13 protein-coding genes are annotated in these 13,772 nt (G+C 74.9%); 6 read left to right on the plus strand and 7 right to left on the minus strand.

Features of this window, described 5'->3' with window-relative positions; translation table 11 throughout:
* The first annotated feature begins 105 nt into the window (after window positions 1–105).
* Window positions 106–1,422: an APC family permease gene (locus D1781_RS13205; protein WP_119482700.1), complete on the plus strand. Its 1,317-nt coding sequence runs from the start codon at window positions 106–108 to the stop codon at window positions 1,420–1,422.
* Here D1781_RS13205 and mutM read toward each other — a convergent pair.
* The 6 genes from mutM to D1781_RS17795 all read right to left on the minus strand — a co-directional run bounded on the left by mutM (window position 1,386) and on the right by D1781_RS17795 (window position 5,312).
* Window positions 1,386–2,336 carry a bifunctional DNA-formamidopyrimidine glycosylase/DNA-(apurinic or apyrimidinic site) lyase gene (gene mutM / locus D1781_RS13210; RefSeq protein ID WP_119482701.1) on the minus strand — a complete coding sequence of 317 codons (951 nt, stop codon included), beginning with the start codon at window positions 2,334–2,336 and terminating at the stop codon, window positions 1,386–1,388. The genes D1781_RS13205 and mutM overlap by 37 nt on opposite strands.
* On the minus strand, window positions 2,329–2,961 hold the full coding sequence (gene rnc / locus D1781_RS13215; RefSeq protein ID WP_119482702.1) for a ribonuclease III: 633 nt from the start codon (window positions 2,959–2,961) through the stop codon (window positions 2,329–2,331). Before rnc ends, mutM begins: the two co-directional genes overlap by 8 nt.
* 58 nt (window positions 2,962–3,019) lie before the next feature.
* Window positions 3,020–3,223, minus strand: a complete 204-nt coding sequence (rpmF, locus tag D1781_RS13220; RefSeq protein WP_119482703.1) for a 50S ribosomal protein L32 — start codon at window positions 3,221–3,223, stop codon at window positions 3,020–3,022.
* A gap of 2 nt (window positions 3,224–3,225) precedes the next feature.
* Window positions 3,226–3,756 (minus strand): YceD family protein, encoded by a 531-nt coding sequence (locus D1781_RS13225; RefSeq protein WP_233551335.1) that lies wholly within the window; start codon window positions 3,754–3,756, stop codon window positions 3,226–3,228.
* Window positions 3,757–3,820: 64 nt separating this feature from the next.
* Complete coding sequence (locus D1781_RS13230) at window positions 3,821–5,137, minus strand: aspartate aminotransferase family protein (protein ID WP_119482704.1); 1,317 nt, start codon at window positions 5,135–5,137, stop codon at window positions 3,821–3,823.
* 13 nt (window positions 5,138–5,150) lie between these two features.
* On the minus strand, window positions 5,151–5,312 hold the full coding sequence (locus D1781_RS17795; RefSeq protein WP_199706597.1) for a hypothetical protein: 162 nt from the start codon (window positions 5,310–5,312) through the stop codon (window positions 5,151–5,153).
* Window positions 5,313–5,411: 99 nt separating this feature from the next.
* Between D1781_RS17795 and D1781_RS17620 the strand changes: the two genes are divergently transcribed.
* A complete protein-coding gene (locus D1781_RS17620) occupies window positions 5,412–6,590 on the plus strand; it encodes a hypothetical protein (RefSeq protein ID WP_158590093.1) in 1,179 nt (392 codons plus the stop codon).
* Window positions 6,591–6,659: 69 nt separating this feature from the next.
* Here the strand turns inward: D1781_RS17620 and D1781_RS13240 are convergent, their stop codons facing one another.
* Window positions 6,660–8,135 carry a glycosyltransferase family 2 protein gene (locus D1781_RS13240; protein WP_158590094.1) on the minus strand — a complete coding sequence of 492 codons (1,476 nt, stop codon included), beginning with the start codon at window positions 8,133–8,135 and terminating at the stop codon, window positions 6,660–6,662.
* A gap of 63 nt (window positions 8,136–8,198) precedes the next feature.
* On the opposite strand from D1781_RS13240, the gene cofD reads away from it, so the two are divergent.
* The 4 genes from cofD to D1781_RS13260 all read left to right on the plus strand — a co-directional run bounded on the left by cofD (window position 8,199) and on the right by D1781_RS13260 (window position 13,641).
* Entirely contained in the window at window positions 8,199–9,167 is a 969-nt protein-coding gene (cofD, locus tag D1781_RS13245) for a 2-phospho-L-lactate transferase (RefSeq protein WP_119482706.1), read from the plus strand.
* On the plus strand, window positions 9,164–10,312 hold the full coding sequence (locus D1781_RS13250; RefSeq protein ID WP_199706599.1) for a benzoate/H(+) symporter BenE family transporter: 1,149 nt from the start codon (window positions 9,164–9,166) through the stop codon (window positions 10,310–10,312). Before cofD ends, D1781_RS13250 begins: the two co-directional genes overlap by 4 nt.
* Before the next feature lie 291 nt (window positions 10,313–10,603).
* The gene (locus D1781_RS13255) at window positions 10,604–12,016 is read left to right on the plus strand and encodes an NAD(P)/FAD-dependent oxidoreductase (protein WP_119482707.1); all 1,413 of its coding nucleotides are present in this window, start codon (window positions 10,604–10,606) and stop codon (window positions 12,014–12,016) included.
* On the plus strand, window positions 12,013–13,641 hold the full coding sequence (locus D1781_RS13260; RefSeq protein ID WP_119482708.1) for an amidohydrolase: 1,629 nt from the start codon (window positions 12,013–12,015) through the stop codon (window positions 13,639–13,641). The genes D1781_RS13255 and D1781_RS13260 overlap by 4 nt, the downstream gene beginning before the upstream one ends.
* Window positions 13,642–13,772: the final 131 nt, after the last annotated feature.

Raw genomic sequence — 13,772 nt, forward strand, 5'->3', positions numbered from 1 at the left:
GCGCTCCGGTACCGCGGAACGCCTGGGGATTCCACCCGCGCGGAGGATCCGCCTTCCCCGTACCGTGCGGCGGGTGTGCCGCCCGCTGCCCTCCCGGACCCGCCTGTGACCGCCGTCGAGCCCGACCAGCGCACCGACTCCAAGCTGAAGCAGGTCGTCACCGGTCCCCTGCTCTTCCTCTTCATCCTCGGCGACGTGCTCGGTGCGGGCATCTACGCGCTGATGGGCGTGCTGGCAACGGAGGTCGGCGGCGTCCTGTGGCTGCCGCTCGTCGTCGCCCTGCTGCTCGCGCTGCTCACCGCGGGCTCCTACGCGGAGCTCGTGACGAAGTACCCGCGGGCCGGCGGCGCCGCCGTCTTCGCGGAGCGCGCCTTCGGCAAGCCGCTGCTGTCGTTCCTCGTCGGCTTCTGCATGCTCGCCGCGGGCGTCGTCAGCGCCGCGGGCCTCGCGCTCGCGTTCGCCGGCGACTACCTCGCGACGTTCCTCCCGGTGCCGCCGATCCCCGCGGCGATCGTCTTCCTCGCCCTCGTCGCGCTCGTGAACGCGCGGGGCATCCAGGAGTCGACGCGCGGCAACGTCGTCATGACGGTGATCGAGGTCAGCGGCCTCGTCATCGTGATCGTCTGCGTCGCGGTGATGCTCGGCGGCGGAGGCGGCGACCCGTCCCGCGTCACCGCGTTCCCGGACGGCGCGAACCCCGCGCTCGCCACGCTCGGCGCCGCGATCATCGCCTACTACTCGTTCGTCGGCTTCGAGACCTCCGCGAACATCGCGGAGGAGGTCCGGGAGCCCTCCCGCGTCTACCCGAAGGCGCTGTTCGGCGCGCTGATCACCGCCGGCGTCGTCTACGTGCTGGTCGGGCTCGCGAGCTCGATCGCGCTGCCGCCGGAGCAGCTGAGCAAGAGCTCCGGCCCGCTGCTCACCGTCGTCTCCGCCTCCGGCGTCCCGGTGCCCGAGTTCGTGTTCAGCCTGATCGCCCTCGTCGCCGTCGCGAACGGCGCGCTGCTGACGATGATCATGGCGAGCCGGGTGACCTTCGGCATGGCGGAGCAGCACCTGCTGCCGAGCGTGCTCGGCCGCACCCTGGCGAAGCGCCGCACGCCGTGGGTCGCGATCGTCGTGACCACGGTGGTCGCGATGGCGCTCACCCTGGTCGGCGACCTGTCGCTGCTCGCCTCGACCGTGGTGCTCCTGCTGCTGTTCGTGTTCATCGCGGTGAACGTGTCGGTGCTGGTGCTGCGGCGGCAGCGGGTCGACCACGCGCACTTCCGCGTGTGGACGGCCGTGCCGGTGCTCGGCGTCGCGTCGTGCGTGCTGCTGCTCACGCAGCAGGAGGGCCGGGTCTGGCTGGTGGGCGCGATCGCCCTCGTCGTCGGCGCGGTGCTCTACTTCGCGGCCAAGCTGGTGCCCTCGCGGGGCTGACGCGCGGCGCGCGGGCGGCGCTGGCAGCTCGGGCAGAGGTGGCTCGACCGGTTCATGAAGGCCTCGCGCACGATCGGCCGGCCGCACCGCGCGCACGGCCTGCCCTGCTGCCCGTAGGCGTTGAGGCGCTGCGAGAAGTAGCCGGAGGCGCCGTTCACGTTCACGTACTGGGCGTCGAAGCTCGTGCCGCCGTCCGCGAGGGCGCGCTCGAGCACGAGGCGCACCTCGGCGAGCAGGCGGCGGACCGCGGGGCGCTTCAGCGACGCCGTCGGCGCCTCGTAGTGGAGGCGGGCGGCCCAGAGCGCCTCGTCCGCGTAGATGTTGCCGATCCCGGACACGAGGGTCTGGTCGAGCAGCGCGCGCTTCAGCCCGGTGCGGCGCGCGAGGAGGCGCTCGACGAAGCGGTCGTCGTCGAACGCGGGGTCGAGCGGGTCGCGGGCGATGTGGGCGACGTGCTCTGGCACGAGCGGCTCGGTGCTGCCGAGGCCGCCGGGCGCGCCGTCCGCGGTCGGCACGAGGGGGTCGAGCGCGAGCGACCCGAAGATGCGCTGATCGGCGAAGGCGACGACGAGATCGCCGTGCTCGGGGTGCTCGAGCGAGATCCGGACGCGCAGCTGCCGGTCGGCCGCCGCGTCGGGCGTGCGGAGGAGCAGCTGCCCGCTCATGCCGAGGTGGCCGAGCACCGCGACGGGCGCCTCCTCCCCCTCCGGCTCGACCGGCAGCCAGAGGAACTTGCCGCGCCGGACCGCGCCCGCGAGGCGGCGGCCGACGAGGCGGCGCTCGAAGTCGGCGACGCCGCCGAGGTGACGGCGGAGGGAGCGCGGCTCGACGACCTCCACGCCCGTGACGAGCGCGCCGGCGACGGCCGGCTCGAGCCCCGCGCGGACGACCTCGACCTCGGGCAGCTCAGGCATGGAGCGACCGGTAGGCCTCCCAGGCCGCGGCGACCTCGGCCTGCTTCTTGCTGGTCCCCGTGCCCGTCGCCGTCACCAGGTCGCCGACCGTCACGGTCGCGGTGAAGACCCGGGCGTGCTCGGGGCCCTCACCGTCGACCGAGTAGACGGGCGGGGTCGCGCCGCGTGCGGCGGCGGCCTCCTGCAGCGCGGTCTTCGGGTCGGTGACCGCGCCCGTGGAGGCGGGGTCGTCGGCGAGCGGCTGGACGAGCCGGAGCACGAGCGCCTCCGCGTCCTCGCTGCCGGCGGACAGGAACGTCGCGCCGATCAGGGCCTCGACGGCGTCGGCGAGGATCGACGGCTTCTCGGCGCCGCGGGTCAGCACCTCGCCGCGGCCGAGCAGCAGGTGCTCGCCGAGGCGGAGGGTGCGCGCGATCGACGCGAGCGCGACGGTCGAGACGAGGCCCGCGCGACGCTTCGCGAGGGCGCCCTCGTCGTCGTCCGGGTACCGCTCGAACAGCATCATCGTGACGGCGCGCTGGAGCACGCTGTCGCCGAGGAACTCGAACCGCTCGTTGTCGGCGGTGCCGTGCTCGTAGGCGTACGAGCGGTGCGTCAGCGCCGTCTCGAGGAGAGCGGGCTCGATCTCGACGCCGAGCGCCGAGACGAGGGATGCGCGGTCGGGCGCTGCGGCGCCCGCCCGATCAGGCGTCGGCGACCCGGCGACCCTTGTACTCGAGGTACAGGGGCACGCCGTCCGAGCCCTCGACCACCTTGGCGCGGTGGGGCAGGGAGTACACGACCTTGCCGTTCTCGATGGTCTTGACCAGGGTCGGCACCTCGGCCTTCCACTGCGACCGGCGCGACCGGGTGTTGGAACGCGACTGCTTCCGCTTGGGAACCGCCATGGCTATCTCTCTTCCGTCTTGTCCTGGTCCTGCACGAGGCCCTGCAGCGCGGCCCAGCGGCCGTCCACGGGCTTCTCGCGCTCGGCATCGGCCGTGATCAGGCTGATGCCGGGACCGAGATCGAGGTCCTCGCAACCGTCGACGCACTCGGGCTGGAAGGGCAGTGACAGCACCACCGCGTCCCGCACCACCGGCTCGAGATCGAGCAGGTCGCCATCGAGCTGGTGGTCGAACGGTTCGTCAGCAGGGTACCCGAAGAGCTCGGCGAACTCGACCTGCACGGGCAGGGACACCGGAGCGAGGCACCGGGCGCACTCGCCGTCGGCCGTCCCGGTCACGCTTCCGGAGGCGAGGACGCCCTCGTGGAGCGACTCGAGCTTCAGGTCGATGTCGAGGTGCGACCCCTCCTGCACCGCGACGAGGCCCTCGCCGAGGTGCTCGGGCACCGCGATGTCGAGGTGCCGTTCGCGCATCTCACCGGGGTGACGGACGAGGTCGCGCACGTTCTGGATGTAGGGGCTGCGCGCGTTCACGACCGAGAAGCGTACGCGCGCCCCTCCGCTCCCCCGCGCGGGTTCGCCGCCGGCGCACGCCGCGTCAGGGCAGGACGGCGTCGTAGATCGCGATCGCGCGGGCGACCTGCTCGTCGGTGACGATGCAGGGCGGCACGACGTGGATGCGGTTGTCCTGCACGAACGGGAGCAGGCCTGCGGCGACGAGCTGCGCCTTGAGCCGCGCCGTCTCGGCGGCGGGCAGGGGCGCGCGGGTCGCCGGGTCCTCCACGAGGTCGAGCGCCCAGAAGACGCCGAGGCCGCGGACCTCGCCGATCACCGGGTGCCGCTCGGCGAGCGTGCGCAGGGCGGGGCCGAGCACGTCGGCGCCGATGCGGCGGGCGTTCTCGACGATCCCCTCCTCCCGCATCGCGTCGATCGTCGCGACGATCGACGCCATCGCGAGCGGGTGCCCGGAGTAGGTGAGGCCGCCCGGGAAGACGCGGGTGTCGAACTCGGCCGCCAGCGCCGGCGGGATGATCACGCCGCCCGCGGGCACGTACCCGGAGTTCACGCCCTTCGCGAAGGTGATCACGTCGGGCACGATCCCGTCGGGGTTCAGCGTCGGGTTCTGGAACGCGAACCAGTCGCCGGTCCGGCCGAAGCCGGCCATGACCTCGTCGAAGATCAGCACGATCCCCCACCGGTCGCAGATCGCGCGGAGGCCCGCGAGCCAGCCGGGCGGCGGCACGATGACGCCCGCGGTGCCGGGCACGGTCTCGACGAGCAGCGCCGCGATCGACCCGGGCCCCTCCGCCTCGATGATCCGCTCGAGGGCGCGCAGGGCGCGCTCGGCCTCCTGCTCCGGCGTCGCGGACCAGAACTCGCTGCGGTACGGGAACGGGCCCCAGAAGTGCACGTGCCCGCGGCTGTACTCGTTCGGCACCCGCCGCCAGTCGCCGGTCGCGACGATGGCCGCGCCGGTGTTGCCGTGGTACGAGCGGTAGGCGGACAGCACCTTGTCGCGGCCGGTCGCGAGCCGCGCGAGGCGGATCGCGTTCTCGTTCGCGTCGGCGCCGCCGTTCGTGAAGAACACCTTCGAGAAGGGCTCCCCCGCGACCGCGAGGATCCGCTCGGCGGCGAGCCCGCGCGTGCGGTTCGCGTGCGCGGGCGCGACGGTCGGCAGGATCGCCGCCTGCTCCTGGATCGCCGCGACGACCTTCGGGTGCGTGTGCCCGATGTTCGTGTTGACGAGCTGGCTGGAGAAGTCGAGGAGGCGCGTGCCCTCCTCGTCCCACACCTCGGCGCCCGAGCCGCCCGCGATGACGAGCGGCTTCAGCGCGCCCTGCGCGCTCCAGGAGTGGAAGACGTGCCGGTCGAGCTCGAGGGTGGTCGCCTCGGCGACGTCCTGCTGCAGCGTCATCGCGTCCTCCTGCTCAACGCCCGTCGCCGCCGGGGCGCACCGCGGCGTCGTCGCGCACGGTCACCTTCCGCACGCCGGGCTCGCTCGTGTCGACGTCCACGCGCGGCGCGGCGTCCTCCTCCGTCGCCGCCGGAGCGGTCGTGAGCTGGTCGCGGCGAGCGTCCTGGTCGGTCACGTCCCCGACTCTAGGGGCGGCCCGGGCGCGCCGGCCCGGGGATACTCGAACGGCGAGCGCCGCGCGGAGCGGCCGGGACGGGGCGGGAGGAGCCGGCGGATGTCGCTGCTGCTGCCCGAGGGCGCTCGCCTGCTCCACATCGGCCCGGCGAAGACCGGGACGACGAGCCTGCAGAACGCCTTCCACGTCAACCGCGACGCGCTGGCGGCGCACGGCGTGCACTACGCGGGCCGGGGCAAGCAGCCGCGGTCCGCCGCGGCCGCCGCGGTGCTGGGGCGCCGGCTCGCCGGGCACACGCCGGGGCTCGAGGCGTGGCCGCAGCTCGTCGCGGAGGTCGCCGCCTCGACCGCGAAGCGCGTCGTGATCTCGAGCGAGACCTTCGCCCGCGCGGAGGACGACGGCGCCGCCCGGGTGATCGAGGCGTTCGGGGCCGAGCGCACCCACGTCGTGATCACGATGCGGCCGCTCGCGGACATGCTCCCCTCCTCCTGGCAGCAGTACGTGCAGACCGGGTCGCGGCGGTCGTGGGCGGAGTGGCTCGACGAGATGCTGCGGTCCGGCGACACGCTGCACGGCGAGCAGCCGGAGTTCTGGCGGAAGACCCGCATCGACGCGCTCGCCCGCCGCTGGGGGGCGCTCGTCGGGCCGGAGCGGGTCACCGTCGTCTCCCTCGCCGCGGCGCCGCGCGACTTCGTGCTCCGCACCTTCGAGCAGCTGACCGGGCTGCCGACCGGCGTGCTCGTGCCGCACGCCGCGGCCGACAACGGCTCGCTCCCGCACGCGGTCGTGGAGGTGCTGCGGCGCTTCAACACGGCCTACGGCGACCTGCCCGGCGCGACAGCCGACGTGCAGGCGGGGCTGATCGAGTTCGGGGCCGTGAAGCGCCTCCGGCGCCACCCCGAGCTGCTCGAGGCCGACGACCGCATCGAGGTCCCGCGATGGGCGGCCGACCGTGCGGCCGAGATCGTCGACGAGATGCTCGCCGGGGTCCGGGCCGCGGGCGTGCGGACGGTGGGCGATCTCGACGCCCTCCGGATCCCGTCGCGGCCGCCGGTCGAGGCCGTCACCGAGCCGAGCGCGGTGAGCACCGCGGCGGCCGCGGAGCTGCTCGTCGGGATGATGCTCGCGGCCGGGCACGGCGTGCCGACGTTCGACCACATCCAGGGCCGGGTGCCGGTGCCGAAGGCCGACCTCGACGGCGTCGCGACCCGGCGCCTCGTCGGCTACGCCGCGCGCCGCGTGCTGCGCAGCACCCGCCGCCGCCTGCGCCGCGGCTAGCCCCCTCCCGCCACTTCCGTTTTGAAGGAGTTCTCGCGCGATCCGCCCGAGAACTCCTTCAAAAGGGAACTAGCGGCGGAGGCGGCGGAGGGCGCGGCCCGCGAGGCGGCGGGCGGCCGGGATCGCACCGCGGCGCTCGGCGCGGAGCAGGAGGCGGCCCTTCGCATCGACCGCGAGCGCCACGCGCAGGGGGCCGATCGACACGGGAGGCGCGGCGACCGGTGCGCGCACGAGCGGCGCGGCCGGCGAGCGGCCGGTGAGCGCGGTCCGCAGCCGCCACGCACCCCCGTCGAGGGCGCCGGAGGCGAGGTCGACGGCGGCGGTGCCGGTGAGCACGCCGTCGGCGGCCTCGGTCGTCGTCGTGGCGCGCACGAGCACGCCGTCGCCGCGGCGCAGGTCGGCCTCGAGCGCCGCGTCGGCCGGGAGGTCGCCCAGGTGCTCCAGCTCGGCGAGCGCGGGGAAGTCGGGCGGCAGCGCCTGCAGCGCGTCCGGCAGCGGCGCGCTCCACCCGGGCTCCGCGCGGAGCGACACCCGCAGCCGGTCGCCCGCGATCTCGGCGTCGGTGACGGCGACGACCGGCGTGAGCGCCGCCTCCCACTCGGCGAAGGCGACGACGTCCGCCTCCCGCCCCTCGAGCAGCAGCCGGCCGACGAGCCGGTCGGGCGCGGGCAGCCGGTCGATCTCCGCCGTCGGGTAGCGCGCCCGCACGAACGCGCCCGCCGCGGCGAGCAGCCCGTCGCGGTCGCCCGTCCCGAGCAGGCGCCGGCCGCGGAGCCGGCTGAGCGCCTCCGTCCGCAGCCACCGCGAGCGCATGACCACGCGCCGCTCCTCGTCCGGCACCTCCGCGTCGACGACCGCGACGCTCTCCGCCGCGTTCGCGTAGTAGCCCGCCCACTCGATCGGACGGCGGGAGGCGTTGCCGCCGTCGTCGCGCAGCACGAACCAGTAGACGATCGAGTCCGCGTAGACGCTCACCCGCCGGGCTCGCACGTACGCGGTCGTGACGAAGACGTGGTCCTCGAGCCGCCTCGGGCCCTCCGGGAACCGGATCCCGTGCTCGTTCAGGAACGCCCGCCGGTACAGCTTCTGCGGCGTCAACGAGGTCATCAGCAGGCCCGGGTCCTCCTGCGCGTCGACGAGGGTGCGGGCGAAGATCCGGGTCGGCGCCGGCCGGTCCACGCCGACGATCCGCCCGATGACGACGTCGGAGCCGCGCTCGTCCGCGAAGTCGACCAGCCGCTCGAGGGCGTCGGGCGCGAGCCGGTCGTCGTGGTCCGCGAGGAACACGTAGTCGCCCCGCGCGGCGTCGATCCCGAGGTTCCGCGGGCGCCCCGGCCAGCCGGAGGCGGGCGTGCGGATCACGCGGAAGTGCGGCGACTCGGCCGCGGCCGCGTCGAGCAGGTCGGGTGTGCCGTCGGTCGAGCCGTCGTCGACGAAGACGACCTCGAAATCGGCCGGGTCGAGCGTCTGCGCGCGCAGCGAGTCGAGGAGATCCGTGATCCACCGCCCGGGGTCGTGCACCGGCACGACGACGCTGACCCGCACGGCGCGATTCTTCCGCACGAGCGGGTTCGAGCGGAGGTCGGACCGCTCACTAGGTTTGAGGCGATGGCCACCGACCGCATCGTCGTCCTGGCGGGAGGGGTCGGCGGCGCGAAGTTCGTCCGCGGCCTCCGCGCCCTCGTGCGACGCGACCTCCCCTCCGCCTCGATCACCGTCGTCGCGAACACCGGCGACGACCTGTGGCTCGCGGGCCTGCGGGTCACGCCGGACCTCGACAGCCTCATGTACGCGCTCGCCGGGGTGAACGACGAGCAGCGCGGCTGGGGCCGCGCGGGCGAGACCGAGCGGGTCAGCGCCGAGCTCACCGCCTACGGCGTCGGCTGGCCGTGGTTCACGCTCGGCGACCTCGACCTCGGCACCCACATCGCCCGGTCGTCGATGCTGCGCGACGGGCTGCCGCTCTCCGCGGTCGTCGAGCGGCTCAGTGCACGGTGGCCGCTCGGCGTCCGCCTGCTGCCGGCGACGGACCAGGAGGTGGAGACCCACGTCGTGACCGACGAGGGCGAGCTGCACTTCGAGGAGTGGTGGGTCCGCACCCGCGCCGCCCTGCCCGCGCGCGGCTTCGTGCAGCACGGCGTCGAGCACGCGACCGCGGCGCCGGGCGTCGCGGAGGCGATCCGCGACGCGGACGTCGTGCTGCTCGCGCCCTCCAACCCCGTCGTGTCGATCGGCACGGTGCTCGGCATCCCCGGCATCCGGGAGGCGGTCCGCGCGACCGCGGCGCCGGTGATCGGGCTCTCCCCCGTCATCGGCGGCTCGGTCGTGCGCGGGATGGCGGACGCCTGCCTGGCCGCGATCGGCGTCGCGACGGATGCGGCGGCGATCGCGCGGCATTACGGCGCGCGCTCCACGGAGGGCGTGCTGGACGGCTGGCTCGTCGACGAGGCCGACGCGGGCGCCGTCGAGGCGCTGGAGGCGGACGGGATCCGCGCTGAGGCCGTGCCGCTCTGGATGACCGACGACGACGCGACCGGGGCGATGGCCGCCGCCGCGCTGCGGCTGGCCGGGCGGTGAACCGCGGGTCGGTGGTGCAGCCGGCGCTTGCGGGCGTCGTCGGCACGGTCACCGGCTTCTTCGGGTCCGTCGCCGTGCTGCTCGCCGGCCTCACCGCGGCGGGCGCCTCCGCAGCGCAGGCGGCGTCGGGGCTCGCCGCGCTCTGCGTCGTCATCGGGTTGCTGTCGATCGCGGCGTCCCTCCGCCTTCGGATCCCGATGTGCTTCGCGTGGTCGACGCCCGGCGCCGCGCTGCTCGTCGCCGCGCACCCCGGCTCGTTCGGCACCGCGGTCGGCGCCTTCGTGCTCGCGGCCGCGCTCGGGATCGTCACCGGGGCCGTGCCCGCCCTCTCGCGCGCGATCGACCGCATCCCGGCCGCGCTGACCGGCGGGCTGCTCGCGGGCGTGCTGCTGCCGTTCTGCCTCGCGCCGGTCCGGGAGGCGGTCGCGACCCCGTGGACGGTCCTGCCGATCGTCGTCGTGTGGTTCGTGCTCTCGCGGTTCGTGCCGCGCGCGGCCGGACCCGTCGTGATCCTCGCGGCGCTCGTGATCACGGTGCTGCAGGGGTCGGCGGGTCGGGTGCTGCCGCCCGCGCCGGTCTTCACGGCGCCGTCGACCGATCTCGTCGGCATCGTCGCGGTCGGCGTCCCGCTCTACCTCGTGACGATGGCGGGGCAGCAGCTGCCCGGGCTCGCGGTGCTGCGGGCGAACGACTACCCGCCGCCGACCCGGTTCGCGCTGGTCGCCTCCGGGCTCGGCAGCGCGGTCGCGGCGCCGTTCGGCGGCGTGCAGCTGAACCTCGCCGCGATCACGGGCGCGATAATGATCGGCCCGGACGCGGGCGAGGACCGGTCTCGGCGCTTCGTCTCCGGCGTCGCCTCCGGGTGCACCTACCTCGTGCTCGCGGGTATTGCCGGTGTCGTCGCGGGCCTCGTCGGCGAGCGCCCGCCCGCGCTCGTGGAGGCGGCCGCCGGGCTCGCCCTGATCGGCGCGTTCGTGAACGCGATCTCCTCCGCGCTCCAGCGCCCGGACACCCGGGTGCCCGCCGCGATCACCTTCCTCGTGGTCGGCTCCGGCATCGCGGTCGCGGGCGTCGGCAGCGCCTTCTGGGGCCTGGCCGCGGGCGGCCTCGCTCTCGCGATCCTGACCCCCCGCCGACCGGCCTGACCGCCCCTCCGCCGGTCGAGGTGCGAGCGCAGCGAGCCTCCCAACCATCCCGGGGTCGCCGTGGTTTCGACACGGGCGCGGAGCGCCCGGCTCGACCATCGAGATCCGCGCCGGTCGAGGCGCGAGCGCAGCGAGCCTCGAGACCACCCCGAATTCCGTTTTGAAGGAGTTCTCGCGCCTCGCGCGCGGGAACTCCTTCAAAACGGAATCCGTAGCGCGGACGTAACACGACGATCGATACGCTCGCTCGAGCCCGTCTGCACCGACGGGATCCGCAGCCCGGAGGCCCGCATGCCGCAGACCGTGTTCGACCGGCCGGTCGACTCCCGACTCGTCGACGCGGCCCTCGCGGACACCCGCCCGGGCAGCTTCTGGCTCGACCGCACGCCCGGCGAGCGCCATCCGGCGCTGACCGCGGACCTCGACTGCGACCTGCTCGTGGTCGGCGGCGGCTACACCGGTCTCTGGACCGCGCTGCAGGCGAAGCGCCGCTCCCCCGCCTCCCGCGTCGTCGTGCTGGAGGCGCGCACGAACGGCTGGGCCGCCTCCGGCCGCAACGGCGGCTTCGCGGAGGCGAGCCTCACCCATGGGGAGTCGAACGGCCGCACCCGCTTCGCCTCCGACTACGACGCGCTCGACGCGGACGGCCTCGCGAACCTCGACGCGATGGAGGCCGACGTGCTCGGCTTCGCCCGCAACGCGAACTGGGAGCGCACCGGCGTCTACGGCGTCGCCACCGAGCCGCACCAGGTCCCGTGGATGGAGGAGGACGCGGACGGCGACCGCGGCTTCTACCTCGACGGCCCCGCGATGCGCGCTGCGGTCGCCTCCCCCACCTACCTCGCCGGCGTCGAACGCCCCCGCGACGCCGCCCTCGTCGACCCGGCCCGCCTCGTCGACGCGCTCGCGAACGCCTGCGCGACCGCCGGTGTCGAGCTGTTCGAGCACTCCCCCGTGCTCGGCATCGAGCGCGCCGACCGCGGCGTCGTCGCCCGCACCGCCGCCGCCCGGGTCCGCGCCGACCGGGTCGCGCTCGCGACGAACGCGTTCCCGACCCTGCTGAAGCGCCTCCGCCTCTTCACCGTGCCGGTCTACGACTACGTGCTGATGACGGAGCCGCTCTCCGCCGCCGACCGCGCCGCGATCGGGTGGGAGGGTCGGCAGGGCGTCGCGGACAGCGCGAACCAGTTCCACTACTACCGGCTGACCGACGACGACCGGATCCTCTGGGGCGGCTACGACGCGATCTACCACTACGGCGGCCGCATCCGCCCCGAGTACGAGGAGCGCCCAGAGACGTTCCGCAAGCTCGCCGGGCACTTCCAGACGACGTTCCCGCAGCTCGAGCACGTGCGCTTCACCCATCGGTGGGCGGGCGCGATCGACACCTGCAGCCGGTTCTGCGCCTTCTTCGGCACCGCCTGGGGCGGGCGGGTCACCTACGCGCTCGGCTTCACCGGTCTCGGCGTCGCGGCGACGCACTACGCGGCCGACGTGATGCTCGACCTGCTGGAGGGAAAGGAGACGCGGGCGACGACCAACGAGATGGTCCGCTCGACGCCGCTGCCCTTCCCGCCCGAGCCGGCGACGTGGCCGGCCGTGCAGGCGACCCGCTTCGCGCTGGATCGCGCGGACCACCGGGAGGGGCGTCGCGGCGCGTTCCTCCGGACGCTCGACGCCGTGGGACTGGGGTTCGACTCGTGACCGGAGACCTGCTCGTGGCCGACGGCCGCCTCTTCACCCCGACCGGCCTCGTGGAGGCGCCGCTGCTCGTGCAGGGCGGCGTCATCACCGCGATCGGCACGGACGCCCGGGAGCGCGCGACGCCGGGCACCCCGGAGCTCGACGCCCGCGGCGGCCTCGTCGTGCCGGGCTTCCAGGACAGCCACGTGCACCCGTACCACGCGGGCATCGACCTCCTCCGGCTCGACCTGTCGGAGGCGCGGGACGCGGAGGACGCGCTCGCCCGCATCGCGACGTACAGCGCGGCGAACCCGGACCTCGAGTGGGTCCGCGGCGGCGGCTGGTCGATGGAGTGGTTCCCGGGCGGCGTCCCGACCGCGGCCGCGCTCGACGCCGTGACCGGCGGCCGCCCCGCCTACCTCTCGAACCGCGACGGGCACGGCGCGTGGGTGAGCACCGCGGCGCTCGAGCGCGCCGGGGTCACCGCGACGACGCCCGACCCGACCGACGGCCGCATCGAGCGCGACGCCGCCGGGAACCCGGTCGGGATGCTGCAGGAGGGGGCGATGGACCTCGTCTCCGACCTCCTGCCGCCGACCACCGAGGACGAGATCGACGAGGCGTTCCGCATCGCGCAGCGCCGCCTGCTCGCGTGGGGCGTGACCGGCTGGCAGGACGCGATGATCGGCGTCGTCCACGGCCTGCCGGACCTGCTCGCCTCCTCCCTCCGCCTCGCCGACCGCGGCGAGATCGTCGCCCACGTCGTCGGCGCGCTGTGGTGGGAGCGGGACCGGGGCCTCGAGCAGGTCCCGGAGCTGATCGAGCGCCGCGCCCTCGCCGCCGGCCGCGAGCGCTTCCGGGCGACGAGCGTGAAGATCATGCAGGACGGCGTCGCCGAGAACTTCACCGCGGCGATGCTGCGGAACTACCTCGACCACGACGGCCACGACTCCGGCAACGCCGGCAAGAGCTTCGTCGACCCCGAGCTGCTCACGCGAGCCGTGACGGCGCTCGACGCGGAGGGGTTCCAGGTCCACCTCCACACGCTCGGCGACCGAGCGGTGCGGGAGGCGCTCGACGCGATCGAGACCGCCCGCACCCTGAACGGACCGCGCGACGCCCGGCACCACCTCGCGCACCTGCAGGTGGTGCACCCGGACGACGTGCCGCGGTTCGCGGCGCTCGGTGCGGTCGCGAACGCCCAGCCGCTGTGGGCTGCGCACGAGCCGCAGATGGACGAGCTGACGATCCCGTTCCTCGGCCCGGAGGCGGCCCGCTGGCAGTACCCGTTCGGCTCGCTCGCCCGCGCGGGCGCTCGGATCGCGTTCGGCAGCGACTGGTCGGTGACGACGGCGAACCCGCTCGAGATCCTCCACGTCGCGGTGAACCGGGCGGCCTACGGCGCGGAGCGGCAGGACCCGCTGTACGGCGAGCAGGGGCTCTCCCTCGGCGACGCCCTGACCGCGGCGACGGCGGGCAGCGCGTACGTGAACCACGACGAGCAGCGCGCCGGCCGCCTCGTGCCGGGCCTCGCGGGCGACCTCGCGATCCTCGACCGCGACATCACCGCGGCCCCGGTGAACGAGATCGGCGCGGCCCGCGTCGTCGCGACAGCGGTGGGAGGCGAGGTGGTGGCGGAGGGCTGACCCTCCCCGCCCCGCGCCCGGCCGCCCCCGCCCCGCTCCGCGCGACCCCCGCTGGTCGAGGTGCGAGCGAAGCGAGCCTCGAGACCACCCCGCCCTCTTCCGCGCTGCGCACCCCGCCACGTCCGCCCCCG

This window comes from Amnibacterium setariae, assembly GCF_003581425.1.
Lineage (GTDB): Bacteria > Actinomycetota > Actinomycetes > Actinomycetales > Microbacteriaceae > Amnibacterium > Amnibacterium setariae.

Bases quoted from the DNA above. Each gene is read 5' to 3' on its own strand.
- mutM (WP_119482701.1), bottom strand. From the start codon at position 2,336: ATGCCTGAGCTGCCCGAGGTCGAGGTCGTCCGCGCGGGGCTCGAGCCG.
- rpmF (WP_119482703.1), bottom strand. From the start codon at position 3,223: ATGGCGGTTCCCAAGCGGAAGCAGTCGCGTTCCAACACCCGGTCGCGC.
- D1781_RS13230 (WP_119482704.1), bottom strand. From the start codon at position 5,137: ATGACGCTGCAGCAGGACGTCGCCGAGGCGACCACCCTCGAGCTCGAC.
- D1781_RS17620 (WP_158590093.1), top strand. From the start codon at position 5,412: ATGTCGCTGCTGCTGCCCGAGGGCGCTCGCCTGCTCCACATCGGCCCG.
- cofD (WP_119482706.1), top strand. From the start codon at position 8,199: ATGGCCACCGACCGCATCGTCGTCCTGGCGGGAGGGGTCGGCGGCGCG.
- D1781_RS13255 (WP_119482707.1), top strand. From the start codon at position 10,604: ATGCCGCAGACCGTGTTCGACCGGCCGGTCGACTCCCGACTCGTCGAC.